Source organism: Leisingera aquaemixtae, assembly GCF_019801145.1.
Taxonomy (GTDB): Bacteria; Pseudomonadota; Alphaproteobacteria; order Rhodobacterales; family Rhodobacteraceae; genus Leisingera; species Leisingera aquaemixtae_A.
The window spans coordinates 121986-143841 of record NZ_JAHVJQ010000008.1; the positions used below are offsets into that span (position 1 = coordinate 121986).

At 61.1% G+C, this 21856-nt stretch carries 22 protein-coding genes and 1 tRNA gene; 17 read left to right on the forward strand and 6 right to left on the reverse strand.

Features of this window, described 5'->3' with window-relative positions; all coding sequences use genetic code 11:
- Positions 1 to 9: 9 nt before the first annotated feature.
- The 5 genes from KUW17_RS17305 (at position 10) to KUW17_RS17325 (ending at position 6218) form a co-directional block, all read left to right on the forward strand.
- Positions 10 to 1047: an extracellular solute-binding protein gene (locus KUW17_RS17305; RefSeq protein ID WP_222481397.1), complete on the forward strand. Its 1038-nt coding sequence runs from the start codon at positions 10 to 12 to the stop codon at positions 1045 to 1047.
- Positions 1048 to 1329: 282 nt separating this feature from the next.
- A complete protein-coding gene (locus tag KUW17_RS17310; RefSeq protein WP_222481399.1) occupies positions 1330 to 2535 on the forward strand; it encodes a YcaO-like family protein in 1206 nt (401 codons plus the stop codon).
- Entirely contained in the window at positions 2532 to 3878 is a 1347-nt protein-coding gene (locus KUW17_RS17315) for a TfuA-like protein (RefSeq protein ID WP_222481401.1), read from the forward strand. Before KUW17_RS17310 ends, KUW17_RS17315 begins: the two co-directional genes overlap by 4 nt.
- 42 nt (positions 3879 to 3920) lie before the next feature.
- Positions 3921 to 5219: a hypothetical protein gene (locus KUW17_RS17320; RefSeq protein WP_222481403.1), complete on the forward strand. Its 1299-nt coding sequence runs from the start codon at positions 3921 to 3923 to the stop codon at positions 5217 to 5219.
- A 147-nt stretch (positions 5220 to 5366) separates the two neighbouring features.
- Positions 5367 to 6218 (forward strand): hypothetical protein, encoded by an 852-nt coding sequence (locus KUW17_RS17325; RefSeq protein ID WP_222481405.1) that lies wholly within the window; start codon positions 5367 to 5369, stop codon positions 6216 to 6218.
- Between the two features lie 61 nt (positions 6219 to 6279).
- Here the strand turns inward: KUW17_RS17325 and KUW17_RS17330 are convergent, their stop codons facing one another.
- Together KUW17_RS17330 and KUW17_RS17335 are read right to left on the reverse strand one after the other, a co-directional pair.
- On the reverse strand, positions 6280 to 8049 hold the full coding sequence (locus KUW17_RS17330) for an adenylate/guanylate cyclase domain-containing protein (protein ID WP_222481407.1): 1770 nt from the start codon (positions 8047 to 8049) through the stop codon (positions 6280 to 6282).
- Between the two features lie 91 nt (positions 8050 to 8140).
- Positions 8141 to 8788, reverse strand: a complete 648-nt coding sequence (locus KUW17_RS17335) for a GNAT family N-acetyltransferase (protein WP_222481410.1) — start codon at positions 8786 to 8788, stop codon at positions 8141 to 8143.
- Positions 8789 to 9067: 279 nt separating this feature from the next.
- Between KUW17_RS17335 and KUW17_RS17340 the strand changes: the two genes are divergently transcribed.
- The 12 genes from KUW17_RS17340 to KUW17_RS17395 all read left to right on the forward strand — a co-directional run bounded on the left by KUW17_RS17340 (position 9068) and on the right by KUW17_RS17395 (position 18643).
- A tRNA-Arg gene (locus KUW17_RS17340) sits at positions 9068 to 9144 on the forward strand.
- A gap of 337 nt (positions 9145 to 9481) precedes the next feature.
- Entirely contained in the window at positions 9482 to 10657 is a 1176-nt protein-coding gene (locus tag KUW17_RS17345) for a substrate-binding domain-containing protein (protein WP_222481412.1), read from the forward strand.
- Positions 10658 to 10724: 67 nt separating this feature from the next.
- Positions 10725 to 11489: an ABC transporter ATP-binding protein gene (locus KUW17_RS17350; RefSeq protein WP_222481414.1), complete on the forward strand. Its 765-nt coding sequence runs from the start codon at positions 10725 to 10727 to the stop codon at positions 11487 to 11489.
- Positions 11482 to 12204, forward strand: coding sequence for an ABC transporter ATP-binding protein (locus tag KUW17_RS17355; protein WP_222481416.1), 723 nt, complete (start codon positions 11482 to 11484; stop codon positions 12202 to 12204). Before KUW17_RS17350 ends, KUW17_RS17355 begins: the two co-directional genes overlap by 8 nt.
- A 1-nt stretch (position 12205) precedes the next feature.
- Positions 12206 to 13237, forward strand: coding sequence for a branched-chain amino acid ABC transporter permease (locus tag KUW17_RS17360; RefSeq protein WP_222481417.1), 1032 nt, complete (start codon positions 12206 to 12208; stop codon positions 13235 to 13237).
- Position 13238: 1 nt separating this feature from the next.
- Positions 13239 to 14297 (forward strand): branched-chain amino acid ABC transporter permease, encoded by a 1059-nt coding sequence (locus KUW17_RS17365; RefSeq protein ID WP_222481419.1) that lies wholly within the window; start codon positions 13239 to 13241, stop codon positions 14295 to 14297.
- The gene (locus KUW17_RS17370) at positions 14294 to 15076 is read left to right on the forward strand and encodes an alpha/beta fold hydrolase (protein WP_222481421.1); all 783 of its coding nucleotides are present in this window, start codon (positions 14294 to 14296) and stop codon (positions 15074 to 15076) included. The genes KUW17_RS17365 and KUW17_RS17370 overlap by 4 nt, the downstream gene beginning before the upstream one ends.
- Positions 15076 to 15672, forward strand: a complete 597-nt coding sequence (locus tag KUW17_RS17375) for a TetR/AcrR family transcriptional regulator (RefSeq protein ID WP_222481423.1) — start codon at positions 15076 to 15078, stop codon at positions 15670 to 15672. The genes KUW17_RS17370 and KUW17_RS17375 overlap by 1 nt, the downstream gene beginning before the upstream one ends.
- The gene (locus KUW17_RS17380) at positions 15669 to 16436 is read left to right on the forward strand and encodes an enoyl-CoA hydratase/isomerase family protein (RefSeq protein ID WP_222481425.1); all 768 of its coding nucleotides are present in this window, start codon (positions 15669 to 15671) and stop codon (positions 16434 to 16436) included. The genes KUW17_RS17375 and KUW17_RS17380 overlap by 4 nt, the downstream gene beginning before the upstream one ends.
- Positions 16437 to 16441: 5 nt before the next feature.
- Positions 16442 to 17932: a class I adenylate-forming enzyme family protein gene (locus KUW17_RS17385; RefSeq protein ID WP_222481427.1), complete on the forward strand. Its 1491-nt coding sequence runs from the start codon at positions 16442 to 16444 to the stop codon at positions 17930 to 17932.
- Positions 17925 to 18281 carry a MaoC/PaaZ C-terminal domain-containing protein gene (locus tag KUW17_RS17390; protein ID WP_222481429.1) on the forward strand — a complete coding sequence of 119 codons (357 nt, stop codon included), beginning with the start codon at positions 17925 to 17927 and terminating at the stop codon, positions 18279 to 18281. The genes KUW17_RS17385 and KUW17_RS17390 overlap by 8 nt, the downstream gene beginning before the upstream one ends.
- On the forward strand, positions 18275 to 18643 hold the full coding sequence (locus KUW17_RS17395; protein WP_222481432.1) for a phosphate acetyltransferase: 369 nt from the start codon (positions 18275 to 18277) through the stop codon (positions 18641 to 18643). The genes KUW17_RS17390 and KUW17_RS17395 overlap by 7 nt, the downstream gene beginning before the upstream one ends.
- A gap of 9 nt (positions 18644 to 18652) precedes the next feature.
- Here KUW17_RS17395 and maiA read toward each other — a convergent pair whose 3' ends face one another.
- The 4 genes from maiA to KUW17_RS17415 are packed head-to-tail and all read right to left on the reverse strand — an operon-like array spanning position 18653 to position 21716.
- A complete protein-coding gene (gene maiA, locus KUW17_RS17400; protein ID WP_222481434.1) occupies positions 18653 to 19285 on the reverse strand; it encodes a maleylacetoacetate isomerase in 633 nt (210 codons plus the stop codon).
- Between the two features lie 60 nt (positions 19286 to 19345).
- A complete protein-coding gene (locus KUW17_RS17405) occupies positions 19346 to 19888 on the reverse strand; it encodes a VOC family protein (protein ID WP_222481436.1) in 543 nt (180 codons plus the stop codon).
- Positions 19885 to 20100, reverse strand: coding sequence for a DUF2783 domain-containing protein (locus KUW17_RS17410; RefSeq protein ID WP_222481438.1), 216 nt, complete (start codon positions 20098 to 20100; stop codon positions 19885 to 19887). The genes KUW17_RS17405 and KUW17_RS17410 overlap by 4 nt, the downstream gene beginning before the upstream one ends.
- A 5-nt stretch (positions 20101 to 20105) precedes the next feature.
- Positions 20106 to 21716 carry an FAD-dependent oxidoreductase gene (locus KUW17_RS17415; RefSeq protein WP_222481440.1) on the reverse strand — a complete coding sequence of 537 codons (1611 nt, stop codon included), beginning with the start codon at positions 21714 to 21716 and terminating at the stop codon, positions 20106 to 20108.
- Positions 21717 to 21856: the final 140 nt, after the last annotated feature.

The window sequence follows — 21856 nt, forward strand, 5'->3', positions numbered from 1 at the left end:
GGAAAACACATGAAAAACCTGCTGATAGCCAGCGCCGCAACCCTTGCTTTGAGTGTTGCCGCCAATGCCGCCGCGGCCGAGGGCAAACTGGTCCTCTACCACTGGTTCGAATACATGCCGCAGGAGGTGCTGGACAAGTTCACAGCGGAAACCGGCATCGAGGTGACAATGGACACCTACGATTCCAATGAATCCATGCTGGCAACGCTGAAGGCTGGTGGCATGGGCACCTATGATCTGGCAGTGCCGGGCGACTATATGGTCAGCATCATGGCAGGCGAGGGCCTGCTGGACACCATTGCCGACGGCGAACTGGCCAACAAGGGCAACATCGCCCCGGAGTGGGCCGACCCCAGTTTCGACCCGGGCCGCGCTTCCTCGATCCCCTACCAGTGGGGATCCACCTCCTTTGCTGTGAACCGCGACGCCTACAGCGGCGACATCCAGACCACCGACATCCTGTTCAACCCGCCGGCAGAGCTGTCGGGTAAGATCAACATGCTGGACAGCCAGGGTGAGGTGATGGCGATGGCTTCGCTGCATCTGGGGATCCCGCAATGCTCCGCCGACCGGGAACAGCTAAAGGCGCTGAATGCCATGCTGCAGGACGCCAAGCAGCATTGGGCCTCGTTCAACTCAGACACTGCCAAGGAAGTGCTGGTGTCCGGCGACGCGGCAGTCGGGCAGATCTACGATGGCTTTGCTGCCAAGGCGAGAGAGGAGGGCGCCAATGTGGAATATGCCTATCCGACCCAGGGCTACGTCGCCTGGATGGACAATGTGGTTCTGCTGAAAGACGCCCCCAACCGCGATAATGCTCTGAAGTTCATGGACTTCCTGCTGGAACCGGAAAACATCGCCGCCGTCACCAACTATGCGCAGTACAATGCCGGGGTGACCGGGGTCGCCGATTTCCTGGATCCCGCTCTGGCCGCGCAACCGGAAAAGAACCCTCATGCCGATGCGGGCGATGGCGTATTCATTGAGGTCTGCGACCAGGAGACCCAAGCGGTCTACGACCAGATCTGGACCAACCTCAAGAAGTAAGAACCTCCCCTGAATGCCCGCTAGGGCAAACTGCCCCGGGCATGCATCGCCCGGGGTCTTTTGTGTCGGATTGAGAAGCGGTGGCAGTCCTTGGATCTGTTTGGAACGGGGGCCGGTTTTCTGCTTGCTGGCAAACGGACCTGCGGACGGCACAGCAAATACAGCACGCTGCCGCATTGTTGACCGGCAGCTTGTGATCCACCATCCTGCGGTAACGTCCGCCACAAGCGGCTTGGCCCAGGGCGGATATCTTGCGGCGGTCATGACAGTGAGGCCAGCCTAATGCCAAAGGCACAGCGGAAAGGATATCTGCACGACACTCACCGGCTGTGTGATCCGGCGCAGACGCTGGCCGCTGTCCGCCCGCACCTGGCGGATATGGGCATCACCCGGATTGCAAATCTGACCGGGCTGGACCGGGTTGGCCTGCCGACGGTGATGGTGACGCGGCCCAATTCCCGCTCAGTTGCTGTGGCATTGGGCAAGGGGCTGACGCTGGACGCGGCCCGGGCATCGGGCGTGATGGAGGCCGTTGAGACCTGGCATGCGGAACGGGTCGCGCTGCCCTTGCGCGCGGCCAGCTATCAGGATCTGCGGCAGGAGGCGCGTGTCGCCGATGTCTGGCGGCTGCCGCGCGTGACCGGCGGCAGTTTCGACCCGCAATCCCGTATGCTGTGGATCGAGGGCGCCGATCTTGCAACGGGCCTTGCGCACTGGCTGCCATATGAAATGGTGGACACAGATTACACTACCCGGCCCTGTGGCGGGCAGGGCGCGTTTCCGAGAACGACCAACGGTCTTGCCTCCGGGAACAGCCTGGCAGAGGCCGCCTGCCATGCTATTTGCGAGCTGATAGAAAGGGATGCGATCACCCTGTGGCATCACGCGCCGCCGGGCCCGCGGTTAGACCCGGCAACCATTGACGACCCGCGCTGCCAGGAAGCGCTGAACCTGTTTTCTCAGGCGGGGTTGCTGGCTGGCGTGTGGAATATTGCTTCGGACATTGGTGTTGCGGCGTTTCACTGCATGATTTGCGAAGCCGGTAGTGTGCCCGGCCACATCGGCATTGGCAGCGGCTGCCATCCGGACCGTTCTATTGCTCTGCTGCGGGCGCTGACCGAAGCGGCGCAAACCCGGTTGACCTATATTTCCGGCGCACGCGATGATCTGGACCCGGAGGAGTTCACCCCGGCGGCCTCAGCAGAGCGGGCGCAGTTTGTCCGCAATCTGCTTTCCCGGACACGGGCTTTGGACCGCTTTCAGGATTGCCCATCGTTTTCATCACCTTCCTTCGAGGAAGATCAGGCCTGGCTCCTGCACCAGCTTGCCGGCGCGGGGATGGCCCAGGTCCTTATCGTGGATCTGTCACGCTCCGATTTGGGAATCTCAGTGGTAAGGGCGGTCATTCCCGGATTGGAAGCGCCGCATGACGATCCGGATTTCGTGGCCGGAGAACGGGTGCAGAAAGCAGCGGAGGCTCGGGAGTGAGTGCGGTTGTCTTCGCAGGCCCGACAATCGGGGCCAAGGACGTTCAGTCGGTGCTGGAGGCCACCGTTCTGCCGCCCGCGGGCCAGGGCGATATCTTTCGGGCAGCCCGTCTGGGGGCTACGGCCATCGGGTTGATAGACGGGTATTTCCAAGGTGTGCCCTCGGTCTGGCACAAGGAAATCCTCTGGGCACTGGAGCACGGCATTGCGGTGTTCGGGAGCGCCAGCATGGGGGCACTGCGCGCCGCGGAATTGTCAGCTTTCGGGATGATTGGCGTTGGCAGGATATACGAGGCCTATGCCGCGGGGGCGATCAGTGACGATGACGAGGTGGCGGTTCTGCACAGCCCGGCGGAACTGGGGTTCGCACCTTTGAGCGAGCCGATGGTTTCCATCCGCGCGACGGTGGAGAGCGCGGTCAGCAGTGCTGTCCTGGATGCAGATCAGGCGGCAGCGGTGCTGAAAGCCGCCAAGGCGCGGTTTTATCAGCAAAGAACCTGGCGGAACATCCTCGCGGATATTCCTGCGGCGCCCTGGCTGGACCGGTTTTCGGCCTGGGTGAAGACCGGGCAGGTAGACACGAAACGCAAAGATGCTCAGGAGATGCTTGCCCGGATGGCGGCGTTCCTAAACGGCGAAGACCGTGTGCCAGGCACAGCTGCAGAACCGATGGAGTACACCTTGGCCTGGAAGGGGCTGGTCCGGCGCGTCGAGGCGCAAGAGCGAGGTTTGCAGTATACAGACCGGCGGGTACTGGATGAACTGCGGCTGGACCCGGAGCGTTTCGGCCTGTTCCGGACCCGGGCTGCATTGCGATTGCTGGCATTGAAAGAGGCCCGCCGTGAGGGTGCCCAGGCCGAGCGGCAAGAAATCCTGACCCAACTGAACAGCCACCGGCAGGCGCAGAGACTGTTCCGCAGCAAAGACCTGCAGAACTGGCTGCAAGAGAACGGGCTGACGGCTGCGGAGTATGAAGACCAGATGGAGGAGACAGTCCTTGCCGGGGCTGCCATAGATGCCCGCCAACAAGACTTGGAGCCGCACTTGCTGGCCGAACTCCGGCAGGCAGGCGCCTTTGCCGGGCTGAAAGCGCGCGCGGCCGATAAAGAGCTGCAGATCGCCGCAATAAGTGAGCCAGGCAAGCCAGAGACTGATGCAGGCCGCCTGCAGCTGGCGGTCTGGTATTTCGAAACGCGCCTCCACCGGGACGTCCCCGAGGACTTCGGCGCTTATGCTGAGTCCATCGGCCTCAACGGTGCGGAAGAATTCTTTGAGCTGATCCGGCGTGAATTCATGTATCATCAGGGGTGCAAAACACAATCTGCTCGAAAAAGCAGGGGCTAGGCAGGGCAATCGGGCGAAACCTCCGCAGGGTTGGAGGACCGAATGGAAGACCCGTACGAGATGGCGGAGGAAGCTCCGGGAACCCGCTTTTTGCTGTTTCCGCAATCCCCTTTCCGAAACGAGGACCCGGTGCTGGAACTGGTCGAGATTTCCGCGCCGCCCGGCTCGATTGGCCCGGGGCCGTCCGGACCGCGGATGTACACGGTCAACGCATTGGGCAAGACAATCCCTTATGGCGCGATTGTACAGGGGCCTGCCGGACCGGGCATGTACCTGCCGCCCTGGCACGGAGAGCTGCAGGCGCCGCCGGAACCGGATGATGATGGGCATTTCCTTCATATCACGCCGTCCGATCCGGGGTTTGAGGCCGCGCATCTGTTTGCCGCCGCGCATTTCACCCTGGATGTGTGGGAAGAATATTTCGGTCATGAAATCCCCTGGCATTTTGCCCGAGATTACGACCGGCTGGAGTTGTCCCTGCTGCCGAGCCTGGACAATGCCCATATCGGCTGGGGGTTTCTGGAGACCGGCGGCACCAGTGAGCATGGCGGGGAGTACCGCGCATACAGCCTGAATTTCGATGTGGTTGCTCATGAAATCGGCCACGCCATCATCTACAGTATGGCCGGAATGCCGGTAACCGAGAATGTTCCGGGTGAGTATTACGGCTTTCACGAATCCGCGGCGGATATGGTGGCGCTGATCGCATCCCTGCACTTTGGTTCAGTTGTCGAGGAGCTGCTCGAAAACACCAGCGGCAACCTTTACACCTTCAACCAATTGAACCGTTTTGCAGAGCTTGCCGGGAACGCGCAGATCCGGATGGCAGCGAATACACGGACGCTGCAAGACTTTGTCCGCGGCTGGAGCAGCGAGCATGCGCTGTCTGAACCCTTGACCGGAGCGATGTTCGATATCCTGGTGGATATCTTCCATGAGCGTTTACTGGTGCATGGTCTTATCACGCCGGAGATGGAGGATCTCTCCGACCAGCTGGAGGAAAGCCCCTACTACGGAGAGGTCATGCAGGCGTTATTCGACACCCGCTATGCCGCTGATCCTGAAGGTTTTCGCTTGGCCCTGCTGGAAGCCCGGGACATTCTGGGCTCTTATCTCGCGGCAGCGTGGAGCATGCTGGAGGCGGAAACCCTCACCTATGCAGCAGTAGAGCAGGCGCTGCTTATGGTAGACCGGAAATCGACAGGCGGCGCGTTCCAGTCGATCATTGAAGGCAACTTCCGGATGCGCGGCATTGGCCTGGTCCAGGCAGGCCCCCGGCTGGATGAACCGGACGAGGACAGCCATGCGCATTCGGTGCGGACAAGAGTGCCGGGCAACTGATGGGCCTATTGGCTGTAAATTTTGGCCGTTTTGTGCTACTTTCCTCCCTAGGGGGACTTTTCCGGAAATTGGGGCAGCGCCAATCGTGCCCGCGGAAATGTGAAAAGATCTTCTGGTGTTGTTTCCATAGCCACGGGAGTGTGAACGGTGGCCGAGTCATTACTGAGTTTTTCCGAAGTGCTGTTATTTGGACGTTTGATCGACGACATCAGGCTGGTTCCTAAAATCGCAGGAGCCGCTGTTGGCACAGTTAACAATCTGCCTAACTTGCGCGGTACTGCTGTGAACGGTGAGACTGTTGCACCAGGAGACCGGGTTCTGGTTATGGCTCAGACCGACAAGGGGCAAAACGGACTCTATGAAGTCGGCAGCGGGAACAACAACCCTTGGCTGCATCAGCAGCAATTCCCCAAGGGAACCGTGATTGAGATTACGCACGGCCCCCGTCAGGGCTTGTGGAAACAGGTCGGTGATTTCAGCGCAGGGGAGCAGGAGTTTTCCCGCGCACGGAACCGGCGGCAGAAGGGGCGGGGGCGCAACAACTTCCTGGGGGATCAGCTGAGCGAAGATGCGAAGCTCGCGCGGATCTACGGGTTCTCTTATGAAGGCACATATTTTGAGCTGCCAGAGCCGGTGATATTCCTAGTGCACGGTGACGGCGAGAGTGCAACAGGTGGGAATAGTCCCGCAGGTCAGGCAGCCCGCGCTCCTCTGGATCCTTCTGTGACAGGGGTCGCCTCAGCCGAGTACCAGATCGCAAACGACATCCGGGTCTGGGACTATGACAAGGCCGATTACTCGATCCGTATGGACGTGATGACCGGCATGCTGGAGCAAGTGCTTCTGGATGTCTATTTCGGTGGTGGTCCTGATATCAGCGGCGCCAAGGTCAGCGGAGCCAAAGTCAGCGGTGCTAAGGTTAGCGGCGCCAAAGTGAGCGGCGCGAAAGTCAGCGGTGCCAAGGTGAGCGGGGCAAAGGCGCGCGGTTCAGGCGACTGAACCACTGCGTAATTAAAACCAGCGGCAGGTCGGAGGGACCGGCCTGAAGTGCTGCCGCCCGTCAAAACCCCGCTTTCTTCAACCCTTCAACGAAATGCTGGGTGTCTTCTTTGAGCCGGTCGGGCTGCACCTTGGCCCAGCGGTCCAGCGAGAAATTCGGATGTGCATCGTGGTGCCGGGCTGCCATCTCGCGTGCCAGTTCCATCTTGCCAAGCTGGGCATAGCTGGCAGCCAGCATGCGCTGGCCCTCAGTCGGGTTGTTCATCCTCGTCAGAGTGTCGATCACTGCATCATATTCTTTGAGATTGTAATATGCGCCGCCCAGGTGCCACAGATACTGATCCGGGAAATACGGGTTGAGCCGCATCGCCTGCTTCAGGTTGCTGATCGCCGTTTCATTGTCTCCGGAATGGGCCAGTGCATCGGCGTAGTCCGACAGGAGATCGGCATCATTCGGGTTGAGCGCCAGGGCGCGCCGGTAGGCACCGATCGCAGCATCATGCTCCTTGCGGTAAAGATGCACAAACCCAAGCTCGCCAAAGCCGCGGGCATCGGTCGGATCCAGCTCCACCGCTCTTTGCGCAAAAGCCAGCGCCGTATCCAGCGCATGATCGGCGTCCTTGGCCCAGGAATACCGCCAGTCAATGTTCATGGTGCGCGAAATTGCCGCCGAAGCCCGGGCATAGTCCTGGTCGCGGGCCAAAGCCCTTTCATACAGGGACTGGGCCTCTTTGTTGTCCCGCCGCGTATAGCGGAAGATATACTGCTGGCCGCGCAGGACATAGCCGTAGGCGGCCAGGTCGGAGGGGGCGGCCTGCGCCATCCGCTTGCGTTCCTGGGCCTCGATCAGCACAGCCGTCGCTGCGACGATGGCGTCAGTGACCTCATCCTGGATGGCAAAGATGTCATCGATGTCGCGGTCGTAGCGTTCGCCCCAGATCGTCCGTCCGGAATCGGCGTCAATCAGTTCGATGGCAATCCGCACCCGTGCCGCTGCCCGGCGGACGCTGCCGCGGGCGACATACCGCACGCCCAGCTCGCGCGCGGCCTCCTGCGGCGGCATCGACCGCGCCTTGAAAAAGAATGCGGAGTTGCGCGCAATAACGAAGAGGTTCTTGAATTTGGACAGGTTCAGGATGATGTCTTCTGTCAGCCCGTCGGCAAACCAGCTGTCAGACTGATCTCCGCCCAGGCTGGTAAACGGCAGAACAGCAACCGAGGGGACGTCCGGTTTTTGCGGATGCACGGGCTGGGTCGCCGGTCGCAGGGTGGCGGCCATGGCCGCGCCTTCGATCTCGCTGCGGACGCAATAGGCCGGGACCGGTTCGGCGATGTTCTTGAGCCGTTGCGGGCCAATGAATTCAAAGCCGAAGCGCAGCCGATTGCGGATCTGTTCGTAAACAGAAGAACTGACGAAGACCCGGCCCGGTTCAGCGATCTCCTGCAGCCGGGCTGCAATATTGACGTTGTCGCCGTGAATGCCGCGGTCATCGACCAGAATTTCGCCCATATGCACGCCGGCGCGAAAGCGCAGCTGCTGGTCCTCTGGACGGGAGCTGTTGTTCTGATCTGCAATGCGGTGCAGCTCGACCCCGAATTTCACCGCATTTGTGGCCGTCTCGAACAGTGCCAGAACTCCGTCGCCACGGACCGCTACAACCCGCCCATCGTGCGCTTGGCACGCTGCTTCAAGTTGTTCCAGGAGGGATTTCAGGGCGCTGTATGTGTCGATTTCGTCATTTCCCATCAGCCGGGCATATCCGACCACATCGGCAAACAGCACCGCTCCCAGCTGGCGCCGGACCTTTGTTGTCTTGCTTTTGCCGCTCACAAGCTGTCCTCCTCCTGTGAGTATGGGCTGATACCGGCTGCCATTCTGGGCCGGTGTTCTGCTGCTGCCGGGCCGGATGTTGTATCTCTGCTCACCCGGGGCGGGCTTGCGGGCCGGGCGGCCATGACCACCCGGAGACGCCGGCGCCTCGGAAGCTGGCACTGCAGCCGGCGCCAAGCTCCTGTGCCAGCCCCTCTCGGCTGGCAGTCCAGTCCCGGCGCAACAGCCCGACAGTGATCATGTCAAAGTACCGGCCTTCGGCGAACCAGGCTTCCCGCATCCTGCCCTCTGTTTTGAAGCCGGCGCGGGCGGTCATTTGCTGGCTGCGCGTGTTGTCAGCCCGGTAGTAGGATGTAACGCGATTTAGCCCGATCTGGAGGAAGGCAAAGTCCAGAAGCAATGCCATAGACCGGATGCCGATGCCTTGCCGGCGCCGGTTTTCCTCGATGAACAGCGCAATGACTGCATCCCGGTTCACTGGCGATATGCTTTCCAGCCCGGTAATTCCGCAAAGCTCACCTTTTTCCGTGGTGATGGCGAACCAGCACTTGCAGGCGTCTTTTTCCGCATCCATTGCTGGCCCCCATGACCGCTCCAGCTCCGTTGTGTTGAAGGGTGCCCGAACAGACCGGTCAAAGCGCGCCAGGTCGGCGACATTCTGGAACCACCCGGCCATGTGTGGGAGGTCACCGGTCTCCAGTGGCCTGAGCCGGAATGCCGCTGACTGCCGCTCTGGCATCTGCTGTCCCTTTCAATTTGCTTTGCGCCAAGTGTTGCGCAGCTGCTGCGGCTGAAAATGCAATGGTCGGCCAACAGTACCACATTTTCGGCCGGTTCGGGGCATTCGCACCTTGGCATCGTTCTTGCGGGGCACCGCCTATTTTGAGCCAGGCCGGAGAGGCGGTAACCAGCTTCAATGCCCGCAGCGAGATCCGGCGACCTATGCGGCAAGAATTGTTTGAACCAGCGTCTTTTGGGGTTGCGCCCGTGCCGAGCTATGATTAAACCCCGCCGCAGTGGACCGATAGCTCAGCTGGATAGAGTACTTGACTACGAATCAAGGGGTCGGGGGTTCGAATCCTCCTCGGTCCGCCACTTCCTAAATTTCCGGCGCATTGTTTTGCCTGTTGAGGCAAAATATCCTCTCTCTTGGCTTCCATCTTTAGCGATCGCCCTCCCGGCCCGCCGGTCTTGACGAGGCCGTGGTCGCCGTTTTGATCTGCTGCAATCTGCTCGAATGCAAAAAACCTGAATTGCAGCAGCTCTTGCACGTGCCGAATGCGGCGGGCGGAACTTCAGTAATCAATTCAGCTCCCTTGAAAATCGCGCGGACTCTCAGGTCTAGCGCTGCTGCCCCCTCTTCTTTGCGCAGTTGACATGAAAGTTGATTCATGTTTCATGTTTGGCAGGGATGATTTAGGGAGGAGTCCTCATGCTGCGCTATATTGCGTTGACGGTTGCCGGTGCGTTGTTGTCGTCTGCAGCCTCTGCCGAGATCCGGATTGCCCATGTCTATGGCAAAACTGGCCCGTTTGAGGCCTATGCGGCCCAGTCGCACAATGGCCTGAAGCTGGGGCTGGAGTACGCCACGGGCGGCACCATGGAGGTCAATGGCGAGAAGATTGTCCTGATCGAAAAGGACACGCAGCTGAAGCCGGATATAGGGCGTGCGCAGCTGGAGGAGGCCTTCGGCGATGATGACGCCCATATTGCTGTTGGTCCGGTGAGTTCGGGAGTGGCGCTGGCGATGCTGCCGGTTGCAGAGGAGTATGAGCGCATCCTGATCGTTGAGCCTGCCGTGGCGGACTCGATCACCGGCGCGAACTGGAACCCCTATATCTTCCGCACCGGGCGCAATTCATCGCAGGATGCGATTGCCAATGCGGTAGCCCTGGGCGGCGAGGGTGTCACCATCGCAACCCTGGCGCAGGATTATGCCTTCGGGCGCGACGGTGTTGCGGCGTTCAAGGAGGCGCTGGAAGCCACGGGTGCATCCATCGCCCATGAAGAATACGTGCCGACCGACACCACCGACTTCACGGCGGCAGCCGAGCGGATCTTCACCAAGATGGGTGAGGTCGACGGCGACAAGAAACTGTTCATCATCTGGGCCGGCGGCGGCAACCCGATGGGCAAGATCAATGCCATGGAGCCTGAGCGCTTTGGTATTGAGATTGCGACCGGCGGCAACATTCTGGCTGCTCTGAAGGCGTACAAAGAGCTGCCGGGTATGGAAGGCGCGACCTATTACTATTACGAAATTCCGCAGAACCCGGTGAACGAATGGCTGGTGAAAACACATTTCGAGCGCTTCAGCAGCCCGCCGGACTTTTTTACGGCAGGCGGCATGGCATCGGGGCTGGCGATTGTGGAGGCAATCAAGAAGGCCGGCGGCGCTGAGGACACCAATGCGCTGATAGAAGCAATGGAAGGCATGGCCTGGGAGACGCCGAAGGGAACCATGCAATTCCGCGCTGAAGACCATCAGGCGATGCAGCCCATGTATCATTTCCGTACCGAGATTCAGGACGGCAAGGACTACGGTGTGCCGGTGCTTGTGCGCGAAATCGGCATGGAAGAAATGAGCATACCGATCCGTAACCAGTAACTGGCGGGGAATTGCCCGGCAAACCCGCGGGGGGCAAGCAGCCGCCCCGCGGGCAGGACAAAGATCAATGACCCAAAAACTTCTGGAAACCCAGGCTCTGACCGTGCGGTTCGGCGGTCATGTGGCTGTCGACGCGGTGTCCTGCAGCTTTCACGCAGGTGAGCTGACGGCCATCGTCGGCCCCAACGGCGCCGGAAAGACGACCTATTTCAACCTGATCTCGGGTCAGATCCCGGCAAGCTCCGGGACGGTCAAGCTGCTGGGGGAAGATATCACCCGGTTAGGCGTTGCCGCCCGCTGCCGCCGCGGATTGGGGCGCGCCTTTCAGCTGACCAATCTGTTTCCCAGCCTGTCAGTTCTGGAAAACGTGCGTCTTGTGATCCAATCCCGCCAGCACAAGGGGTTCGGGTTGTTCTCTATGGCGGACAGCCACACCGAGCTGACCGTCGCTGCGATGGCCATTCTGGAACGGGTCCGGCTGGACACCCAGAAGGAGCAACTGGTGGCGGAACTGTCCCACGGCGATCAGCGCAAGCTGGAAGTGGCGCTGCTGATCGGACTGGACCCGATGGTTTACATGTTCGACGAGCCCACGGCAGGGATGAGCGTGGACGAGGCGCCGGTGATCCTTGACCTGATTGCCGAGATCAAGGCGGACCGCGAGCGCACGGTGCTGCTGGTCGAGCACAAACTGGATGTGATCCGCAGCCTCGCCGACCGCATCATCGTTCTGCACAATGGCGCCTTGGCCGCCGATGGCCCGCCTGCCGAGGTTATGGCATCCGCAGTGGTGCAAGAGGCCTACATGGGCAAGGAGCTGGATCATGTCTGACCCGATCCTGTCGCTGAACGCGGTGCATACCGACATCGCGCAGTACCACATCCTTCAGGGGGTCGACCTTGTTGTGCCGCGGGGGCAGGTGACGATGCTGCTGGGCCGCAACGGCGTGGGCAAGACGACCACGCTCAAGACCATTATGGGTCAGTGGGGTGCAAAGGCCGGTCAAATTCTGTTTGACGGCCAAGACATTACCCGTTTGCCGGTTCCGGTGCGCGCAAGGGCCGGCATAGGGTTCGTGCCAGAGGATATGGGGATCTTCCGTGATCTGACGGTGGAAGAGAACATGGTGCTGGGCTGTACCTCCGGCCCGCTGGCCCCCAAGCGCAAGGAATGGCTGCTGAGCGCCTTCCCGGCGCTGGGAACCTTCTGGAATAGCGAGGCGGGCAACCTGTCCGGGGGGCAGAAACAGATGCTGTCAATTGCCCGCGCAATGGCCGAAGAGCGCAAGCTTTATCTGATCGACGAACCCACCAAGGGGCTCGCCCCGGCAATCGTGTCGACCATGGCCCAGGCGTTGCGGGAGTTGAAGGCGCAGGGCGCGTCCATTCTTCTCGTGGAGCAGAACTTCTCGGTCGCCAAAGCGCTGGGTGACAGCGCTGCCGTTATGGATGACGGGCGGGTGAGCTGGGCCGGAGAAATGGCCGAACTCGCCGGAAACAAGGACCTTCAGGAACGCCTGATGGGTCTCAGCATGGAGGCGCATTGAGATGACCGCAGCCCCCGATCACAGACCGACCTTTGCGAGCATCAGCCTGACGGAACGGCTGGATGGGGCGATGCCTGTATTGCTCATCCCCTTGCTGGTGCTTCTTGGTTTCTTTGCTATCGGCGTGCCCTCGTCCTGGCTGACGCTGACTGTGTCGGGCCTGGCCATGGGGATGATGATCTTCATCATGGCCTCTGGGCTGACACTGGTCTTCGGGCTGATGGACGTGATCAATTTCGGCCACGGGGCGTTCGTGTCGGTCGGCGCGTTTGTCGGGGTTTCCGTGCTCATAACGCTAGGCGAGTGGACCGGCACCGCATCGCTGCTCCTCAACATGTCTGCCGTGTTTCTGGCCGTAGCAGCCGCCATGGCCGCCACGGGAGTCATGGGCTGGGGATTTGAGCGGATCATCGTGAAGCCGGTTTACGGGGCACATCTCAAACAGATCCTTGTCACCGTCGGCGGGCTGATCGTCATCGAGCAGCTGATCCATGTCGTGTGGGGCCCGGATGAAATCTTCATCAACCGGCCGGAAACGCTGAAGGGCGCAATCACCTTTGCCGGTGCCGCGATGGAGAAATATCGCCTGATGGCGGTGGGGATCGGGCTGGTCCTGTTCATTGCCATGCGCATGGTTCTGCGCCGCACCAAGATCGGCCTGATCGTGCGTGCCGGGGTGGAAAACGGCCCGATGGTCGAAGCGCTGGGCTACCGGCTGCGCCTGGTCTTTGTCGGCGTATTCATTGCAGGGTCTGCCCTTGCCGGGTTGGGCGGGGTGATGTGGGGCCTGTACCAAGAGGTCATCACCGCAGGGATGGGCGAAAAAATGATGGTTCTGGTCTTCATCGTCGCCATCATCGGCGGTCTTGGGTCGGTCGAGGGAGCCTTTATCGGGGCGCTTCTGGTTGGGCTGCTGCAGAACTATGTGGCCTTTCTGGAACCGAAGCTGGCGCTGGTGTCGAACATCGCGCTGATGACTGCAATCCTGATGTGGCGGCCGCAAGGCATGATGCCAGTTGTGAAGGCGAAATAAGATGATCGTCAAATTGCTCTCAGGGGACAAGCCGCGCTCCGCCGTTCTGACGGCCTTGCTGATGGTGATCCTAATCTGCCTGGCCGGGGCGCCGTTCTTGTTTGATGGTGTGCGCCCGCTCGATACTGCTGCTCGGATCTGCATTTTCATCCTGCTGGTGGCAAGCTATGACCTTCTATTGGGTTACGGCGGGATCGTCAGCTTTGCCCACACGATGTTCTTTGGCCTTGGCGCCTATGGTGTCGCGCTGGCATCCACGCATTTGGGGCGCGGGTTTGACGCACTTCTGGCCGGGACGGTGTCCGGCGCCTTGGCGGCGGTTGTTCTGGCCCTGCTGATCGGCTTGTTCAGCTTGCGGGTGCGGGCGATCTTCTTTGCCATGATCACACTCGCCGTTGCTTCAGCAGTTGCTGTCCTGGTGTCGCAGTTCTCGGGGATCACTGGCGGTGAAGACGGGCTGACTTACAAGATCCCGCGGGTGCTGACCTCCGCCAACCGCATGGGTGAGTTTCTCGGAACCCGGATCAGCGGCAAAACCCTGAACTACTATCTGGTGTTCACCGCCTCTTTGATCCTGTTCCTTTTGCTGCTGCGTATCGTGAATTCGCCTTTCGGCCGGGTGCTGCAGGCAATCCGCGAGAACGACTTCCGGGCCGAGGCAATCGGCTACCGCGTGGTCTGGTACCGCACCGCCGCAACTTGCCTGTCGGCAGCGACCGCGGCCTTTGCCGGAAGCCTCTTTGCCATCTGGCTGCGCTATGTCGGGCCGGATACCACGCTCAGCTTTGAAATCATGCTCGACATTTTGCTGATGGTGGTGATCGGCGGCATGGGAACAATGTATGGCGCTGTTGTCGGGGCAACGCTGTTTATCCTGGCGCAGACTTACCTCCAGAACTTGATGGGCACCGCCTCGGAAGCTACCTCTGCCCTGCCGCTGATCCCGGACCTGCTGAACCCTGACCGCTGGCTGATGTGGCTGGGCATACTGTTCATCCTAAGCGTCTACTTCTTCCCAACCGGCATCGTCGGCAGGCTGCGCGAACGGCGCGCGTCATGACTGTTCCTGTTCTCTTTCTGCACGGCTGGTCCATGAACGGGGCCGTGTTCGATGACATGGCGCAACGGCTGGGGACCGGCTTCACCTGTTATGCTCCGGATCTGCCTGGGCATGGAAACAGGCTGGAGGATGACGCCAGCCTGGACAGCTGCGCGGCGCTTGTAAAACGGTGGATCGACCGCCTGGACCGGCCCATTCTGGTCGGCTGGTCCATGGGGGCCGGGGTTGCCTGGCGTTATGTGGCGCAGCATGGGACATCCGGCCTGCGCGGGCTTGTCACCATTGACATGAGCCCCCGGATGCTGCCGGGCGCGGACTGGGAACATGGTTTGATTGGGCAGAGTGCCGAAGCCATCCTGGAAACTTCCGGCAGGATTGTGCCGGAGTGGCCTCGTATCGCCGGCAGCATCGTGCGCAATATGTATGCCCGCAATAGCGCTCCGGCCCTGAGCCGCGAGAGTGTTGAAGAATTTCTGCTGGTGCAAGACCCGGCGCGCCTGCGACCGCTTTGGGATGACCTGGCCACCATGGATGAGCGGCAGACGATCCCCCTGATCGACATCCCGTATCTTGTCTGCTGCGGCGCACAGAGCCGGCTTTACAGTGTTGAAACAGCGCGTTTTATCGCTTCGCAGGCACAACAGGCGCGCGTGGAATGCTTCCAGCATTCAGGGCACTCGCCCCATTTGGAAGAGCCGGAGGCCTTTTGCAATGCCATCCGAAGCTTTGTTGCGGCAGAAGGGCTCGCAACAGAAATTCAAGATAAAGAAACAACCTGATGACCAAGCCGACATCCGCCAAACCCAAAACAAAGCGTGGAATGGAGCGCCGGGCGAAGATCCTTGCCGCAGCCGAGCAAGTGATCGGCGAAAAGGGGTTTTCTGCAGCGTCCATCGCCGATATCACCCGCGCTGCCGACACCGCGCTGGGCACTTTCTACATCTATTTTTCCGGCAAGGACGAAGTCTTCCGTGAGTTGGTGCAGGACATGGGCCATGCAACCCGGTCCCAGGCTGCGGAACGGATCGCGGGTGCTGCAAACCGGCTCGAGGCCGAGCGGGCAGGCCTCGAAGCCTATCTGACCGTGGTGCGCGACCGGCCCTTGCAGTACCGCATTGTGGAAGAGGCCCGTTTCGTCGATCCCGAAGCTTACCGCGAGTATTACACCGCATTCGGCAAGGCCTATGCTGACCAGCTGGATCAGGCGGTTGAAAAAGGAGAGATATCGCCCGGCGATGCCGAAGTGCGCGCCTGGGCCCTGATGGGCATTGCCAAGACGCTGGGCGAACGGTTCGTTCTTTGGGAAGACGAGGCCGACATCGGCCGGGTCGTTGCCGAGGCCCACAAGTTCATTTGCAACGGGCTGGCGCCATGACCGCACTGGTGGCTTGTGACAAGGTAGAGCTGCAAAACGGGGAACCGTGTTTCCGGATCGCGCTCAGCGCGCCACGGGCCAATGCGCTGGAGCCTGGCCTCTTGACGGAACTGCACGAGGCGCTTGATGCGCTGGAGCAATCCGGCGTTCAAAAGGCGCTGATCATCGGCGGGCGCAACTTCTCGACAGGCGGCGATATCGGCCGGTTCTTAGAGGCGGCCCAGGCCGGCCGCGCGGAGAACTACGCAGACGTAGTGGTCCCGGTTCTGCAGGACCTGATCATGCGCATGATTGAGATGCCTGTAGTGATTGCCTCGGCTGTACGCGGCGCAGCAACAGGAGGGGCGGCAGGGATCCTGTTTGCCTCCGATCTGGCGGCAGCGGCACCAGACGCTTTTGTGCAGCCTTACTACGGTGTCATGGGATTTGCCCCGGACGGAGGCTGGACTGCGCTTTTGCCGGAACTGACCGGTGCCGGGCCGGCACAGAGCTGGCTGATGGCAAATCACCGGTTCGGGGCACTGGAACTTCAGCGCCTCGAATTGGTACAGGCGGTGGATGCAGATCCGGAAACCCGGGCTTTGGCATTGCTGGGCGGCATCGAGACGGAGTCCGCACTCGCTGCCAAGTCGATGATCTGGAATGACGCACGGCTTGACGGCGTCCGCGCAGGGCTCGACGCGGAAACAGCCGCCTTCCGCAAATTGATCGGGCGGCAGGAAACCCTGTCGCGCATGACAGAATTTCTTCATTCAAACGGATAGGCGTGATGTTTGATTTGATCCCGGATATGGCTGCAAAACGGGCGGAAGTGGCGCCTGATGCCTTGGCTTTTCATGATACCCTTACCGGGCGCGACTGGAGCTTTGCCCAGGTCAATGATGGGGCGAATGCCGTCGCGGCGGGGTTCAGAGAACGGAATCTGTCAGAAGGCGATCGTGTTGCCATCCTCTGCCAGAACCGGGCGGAGTTTTTCATTGCCCTGTTTGCGTGCCAGAAAACCGGGATCATTCTGTGCCCGCTGAACTGGCGCCAGCCGGCGCCGGAGCTGGTGGAAACCCTGGATCAGGTTGGCATCTCGCTGCTGCTGGCCGACGCGGAATTTCAGGCCACAGCCCGCCAGGTCTCGACGGACGCCGGTGCGCCGGTCCTGACAATCGAGGAAGATCTCGCCGGATGGATCAGAGACGGCGGCCCTGCTCTGAAGGCCCCTGTGCCTGCGGAACGGCCCTGGTACCTGCTGTTCACTTCCGGCACCACCGGCTTGCCCAAGGCGGTCATGCAAACCGCACGCATGGCCTGGGCCAATGCTATAAACATCGGGCAGGCCATAGATATTGCCTCAACGGACCGGGCGGTGTGTTTTCTTCCGTTGTTTCACACTGCGGGCATCAACTTATACACTTTGCCGGTTTTCCTGACCGGCGGCAGCTCGTCCATTCTTCCGAAGTTTGAGGCGGAAGCGGTGCAGCGGCTCTTGGCATCCGGGCGGATTAACCAGTTTTTCGGCGTGCCGGCGGTCTATCAGGCCCTGTCGCTGACACCGGGCATGGGGGATCTGGATTGGTCGGCGATCCGCTGCGGCTGCGGCGGGGCGCCGCTGCCCGAGCCGCTGATACGCTTCTTCGCCTCAATGGGCGCCAATGTGCTGAACGGCATGGGGATGACCGAAACCGGCCCAACCGTTTTCCTGATGGACCCGGCCCATGCGGCAGAGAAAATCGGCTCTGTCGGTAAGCCGCAAAGCCTCGTTGAGGTGCGACTGGCCGGCGTGGCGGAAGGTGCTGAAGGCGCGGGAGAGCTGCAGCTTCGCGGACCCGGTGTCACGCCCGGGTATTTCGGCAATCCGGGCGCTACGGAACAAGCTTTCACCGAAGACGGCTGGCTTGCCACCGGCGACGTCGCCCGGCGCGATGCGGAGGGCTACTACTACATCGTAGACCGGATCAAGGACATGTTCATCTCGGGTGGTGAGAACGTCTATCCGGCTGAAGTGGAACGGGTGCTGAACGGGCACCCTGCTGTTCTGGAAGCTGCTGTCATTGGGGTGCCGGACCAAAAATGGGGCGAAGCGGGCGCGGCCTTTGTGATGCTGCGCCCGGATCACACCCTTGCATCCGAAACCTTGCGCCCGTGGTGCCGGGAACGGCTTGCCGGGTACAAAGTGCCTGCGCATGTGAGGATCGTTGACGATTTCCCGCGCACGGCGGCAGGCAAGATATGCAAACCCAAGCTGCGCGAGGCCTTCAGCGATGATTGACCTTCAGGAATACTGGACCCCGACCCAAACAGAGTTCGACGCCTTTGCGGACGTGTCCGGCGATGACAATGCGATCCATGTGGATCCCGGGTTCTGCGCTTCGACGGCCTTTGGACGCACGGTGAGCCACGGGATGCTGATCTATTCCAAGCTTTGGGGAATGCTCAAACGGCATAACGGCGCAATAGCGCAGGTCAGTCAGAGCCTGATGTTCCCGAACCCCGCATTTGCGGGAGAGGAACTCAGCTTGCGGATTGCGGAACAGGCGCCCGGCCGATTGAAGATGTCCGTTATTCGGGTTGCGGATGGGGCGGAATGCCTGGTTGGAGAGGCGAAGATCAGATGCTGAGCGTTGGACAATCGGCGCGGATATCGCGCAGTTACACCCGGGAAAATCTTGCGGCCTATGCCTCGCTGAGCGGCGCAAGCGCTGAAAGCGTGCCGGAGCCGCTGATCGCGGCCCTGTTCTCGTATCTTCTTGGGGTGGAATTGCCGGGATCGGGGACCAACTACCTGAAGCAGGATCTTGCGTTCAAAGCGCCCGCGCCGCTGGACACCGAATTGGAGGCCAAGGTGGAAATCACACGGCTGCGCCCGGAGAAGCATCTTGTGGACCTCTGGGCCTCCTGCACGGCACCGGATGGCACTGTGATCTGCGAAGGGCGCAGCCTAGTCAAAGCCAGGGATGTCGCGGAAGCCTTCAAAGACTAAACCGCCTTGTCAGCTGTCCTGAGCAGGATACGCGGCAGCAAAGGCCGGGTGGTCGGCGCAGGCCGCTTCCACCGCGCAAATCCGCGGCAGGTCCGAGAAATCCGCCTCCCACCGGCGGGCATTGTAGAGCTGCGGCATCAGGCAGATGTCGGCCAAGCCGGGTGTTTCGCCGGTGCAGTAGGGTTCTTGCCTGAAGCCGGCAAGCAGAGCTTCAAACGCCTGCAGGCCGGGGCGGATGAAATGCTGCATCCAGGCTTTGGGCATGTCTTCTGCACCGCCGCTCAGGGCAGTGGCGTGTTTGGCGACCTGCAGGTTGCAGACCGGATGCACATCCACCGCCACGGAATGCGCCAGCGCCCGCGCTCTGGCGCGCTGGCCGGGGTCTTTGGGCAGCAGCCCAAGGCTGCGCGTTTCGTCCAGATAGTCGAGGATTGCCAGCGACTGCGTCAGGCGCAGGCCGTCGATCTCCAGCACCGGCACAAACCCTTGCGGATTGCGGGCCAGATGCTCCGGGCTCTTGTGTTCGCCCTTGACCAGATCGACGGTGACAGAGGTGTAGTCAATACCGGCCAGATTCAGCGCGATGCGCAGCCGGTAGCTGGCCGATGACCGCCAGTAGTCGTAAAGAACCGCGCCGCCCATCGGCGTCCTCCCGTGCTGAGAAGGCAGCCCGCCAGGCTGCCCTCGAGGTTCCGTGCATACTCAGGTCTTGTTCAATTCCTTGGCGTGCAGCCACTCGGCATGTTTGGGGGCCTTCTTGGTCTTGGACCATTCCTCCAGCATCTCCCACTTCACCGCGTCCAGTTTTTGCAGCAGCGCCTCTTCCTCCGGGTCCGGGCAAGCCAGTTCCACCCGGTGGCCATTCGGATCGAAGAAATAGATCGAGTGGAAGATCGAGTGGTCGGTGACGCCCAGCACCTCGACGCCGTTGGCCTCCAGATGCTCCTTGAACTGGATCAGGGTATCGCGGTCCTTCACCTTGAAGGCAATGTGCTGAACCCAGACGGGCGTATTGCGGTCGCGGTCCATCTCCGGCTTGGTCGGCAGCTCGAAGAAGGCCAGCACGTTGCCGTTGCCTGCATCCATGAAGATATGCATGTAGGGGTCCGGCTCATGAGTCGAGGGAACATGGTCCTCGGCAATTGCCAGGACAAAATCCATGTTCAGCATCTTGTTGTACCACTCCACCGTCTGCTTGGCGTCCTTGCAGCGGTAGGCGACGTGGTGGATCTGTTCGATTTTCAAGCGGAGTCCTCCCCGGTTTTCAGCGCGGCAGCCGCCAGCGCCTGTTTCAGGATCGCGCGTTTCCCAATGTGGTTGGCCAGCACCAGCACGAGGCGCGCATTCAGCGCATCGCTTTCGTCTTTGCTGAGGTTCTCGTGCGCGGCCAGGAGATCGGCGTAGAAATCGTCGGCCTGCTCGAGGTTGGCGGTCAGGATCAGGTCTTCTTCAATCATCTTGATCACTCCTTGCCGATGGCCCGGCGGATTGCGTGCCGGAACTGGTTGTCGTCATAGCTGGGGCGGCGGGCGGCGACATGCTGGTCCGGGCGGATCAGGTAGACCCCGCTCTCAAGCTTGCCGAGATAGCGCTCCTGCAGCGCCAATGTCTTGTCATCCTTGATCGACAGAGCCAGGCGGGTGACTTCGATACCTTCTTCCTCGATCACATCAGGGGCGTCGGCGTCGATGGTCAGCAGGACGAATTTATCCCCCAGCTTGTCCAGCAGGAACCCGTCGCCAAGCGGTGCGTCGGGGCAGGAGGATCCGGGGCGGGTGCGTTCCGGCCCGTCCAGTGCGTCTGCGGAATTCAGCGGTGAGCCGTCATAGGTGCAGGGCACCGACAAACGGCCGGAATTCACCAGCGGGCGGGCGAATTCATACTGTTCGGACAGGTCCAGAACCGCGTCGCGCAGCACCCGGCTCATCTCCGACTTGGGTGTGATGAAATCGGTGGAGCGCGAGGAGTTCAGGATGTTCTCGTCGGCGCCATGGATGCGTTCGATATCATAGCTGTCAAGCAGGCTTTCCGGCGCCTTGCCGTCCATCACCAGCTGCAGCTTCCAGCACAGGTTGTCGGTATCCTGCAGGCCGGAGTTGGCACCGCGGGCGCCGAAGGGCGAGACCTGATGCGCGGCGTCGCCGGCGAAAAGCACCCGGCCATGGCGGAATTGCTCCATCCGGCGGCACTGGAACGTGTAGATCGAGACCCACTCCAGCTCGAACTTCACGTCTTCGCCCAGCATTGCCTGCAGTCGCGGGATTACGTTCTCGGGGCGCTTTTCGCGCTCCTTGTCGATGTCCCAGCCCAGCTGCAGGTCGATGCGCCAGACGCCATCCGGCTGCTTGTGCAGCAATGCCGACTGGCCCTTGTTGAAGGGCGGGTCGAACCAGAACCAGCGTTCGGTGGGAAAGTCCGCTTCCATGATCACATCGGCGATCAGGAAGTTGTCCTCAAACACCCGGCCGACGAAATCCAGCCCCAGCATCTGCCGGGTGGGGGAGCCGGCGCCGTCACAGGCGATCAGCCACTCGGCTTCCAGATTGTAAGGCCCTTCAGGAGTGTCGACTTCCAGCGTGACGTGATGCGGGTGGGTGCCGATGGCCGAGACCTTGTTGCGGCCGCGGATCTCGATCGGCGCGCCCTGCTCCTGCAGCTCGCGGACCCGGTTCACCAGGTATTCCTCGAAATAGTACTGCTGCAGGTTGATGAAGGCGGGTCGCTTGTGGCCCTCTTCCGGCAGCAGGTTGAACTCATAGACCTGACGGTCGTCAAAGAACACCTTGCCGACGTTCCACTGCACGCCCTTGTCGACCATAGGCTGGCCGCAGCCCAGCCGGTCAAGGATCTCCAGCGGCCGCTTGGCAAAGCAGATCGCGCGCGAGCCGAAGCTCACCTTGTCGTTGTCATCAAGGATCACGACCTCGGTTCCCTGCTGCGCCAGGTCAATGGCGGCAGCCAGGCCGATGGGGCCCGCGCCGATCACCACCACCTTGCGGCGCACGGGGGCAGGGGCATCCTGATCCGCATGGCGCGCGTAGGGGTACAAAGGGACTTCAAAAATCTTGTTCATCAGGTCTCCTCCCAAAATCCGGGTGCCGTCAGGCACAGCTTCACCGTTTCCCGGCATTGGGCACGCCGGGAGGATGGTCTAGCGTCTCACAGGTTCTGCCAGGGCGATACGATCTGGATCAAACCGCCCTGGTTGTAAAA

Coding starts and splice junctions, on each gene's coding strand:
- KUW17_RS17305 (WP_222481397.1), top strand. CDS start 10: ATGAAAAACCTGCTGATAGCCAGCGCCGCAACCCTTGCTTTGAGTGTT.
- KUW17_RS17310 (WP_222481399.1), top strand. CDS start 1,330: ATGCCAAAGGCACAGCGGAAAGGATATCTGCACGACACTCACCGGCTG.
- KUW17_RS17320 (WP_222481403.1), top strand. CDS start 3,921: ATGGAAGACCCGTACGAGATGGCGGAGGAAGCTCCGGGAACCCGCTTT.
- KUW17_RS17335 (WP_222481410.1), bottom strand. CDS start 8,788: ATGCCAGAGCGGCAGTCAGCGGCATTCCGGCTCAGGCCACTGGAGACC.
- KUW17_RS17345 (WP_222481412.1), top strand. CDS start 9,482: ATGCTGCGCTATATTGCGTTGACGGTTGCCGGTGCGTTGTTGTCGTCT.
- KUW17_RS17350 (WP_222481414.1), top strand. CDS start 10,725: ATGACCCAAAAACTTCTGGAAACCCAGGCTCTGACCGTGCGGTTCGGC.
- KUW17_RS17355 (WP_222481416.1), top strand. CDS start 11,482: ATGTCTGACCCGATCCTGTCGCTGAACGCGGTGCATACCGACATCGCG.
- KUW17_RS17360 (WP_222481417.1), top strand. CDS start 12,206: ATGACCGCAGCCCCCGATCACAGACCGACCTTTGCGAGCATCAGCCTG.
- KUW17_RS17365 (WP_222481419.1), top strand. CDS start 13,239: ATGATCGTCAAATTGCTCTCAGGGGACAAGCCGCGCTCCGCCGTTCTG.
- KUW17_RS17370 (WP_222481421.1), top strand. CDS start 14,294: ATGACTGTTCCTGTTCTCTTTCTGCACGGCTGGTCCATGAACGGGGCC.
- KUW17_RS17375 (WP_222481423.1), top strand. CDS start 15,076: ATGACCAAGCCGACATCCGCCAAACCCAAAACAAAGCGTGGAATGGAG.
- KUW17_RS17380 (WP_222481425.1), top strand. CDS start 15,669: ATGACCGCACTGGTGGCTTGTGACAAGGTAGAGCTGCAAAACGGGGAA.
- KUW17_RS17385 (WP_222481427.1), top strand. CDS start 16,442: ATGTTTGATTTGATCCCGGATATGGCTGCAAAACGGGCGGAAGTGGCG.
- KUW17_RS17390 (WP_222481429.1), top strand. CDS start 17,925: ATGATTGACCTTCAGGAATACTGGACCCCGACCCAAACAGAGTTCGAC.
- KUW17_RS17395 (WP_222481432.1), top strand. CDS start 18,275: ATGCTGAGCGTTGGACAATCGGCGCGGATATCGCGCAGTTACACCCGG.
- maiA (WP_222481434.1), bottom strand. CDS start 19,285: ATGGGCGGCGCGGTTCTTTACGACTACTGGCGGTCATCGGCCAGCTAC.
- KUW17_RS17410 (WP_222481438.1), bottom strand. CDS start 20,100: ATGATTGAAGAAGACCTGATCCTGACCGCCAACCTCGAGCAGGCCGAC.
- KUW17_RS17415 (WP_222481440.1), bottom strand. CDS start 21,716: ATGAACAAGATTTTTGAAGTCCCTTTGTACCCCTACGCGCGCCATGCG.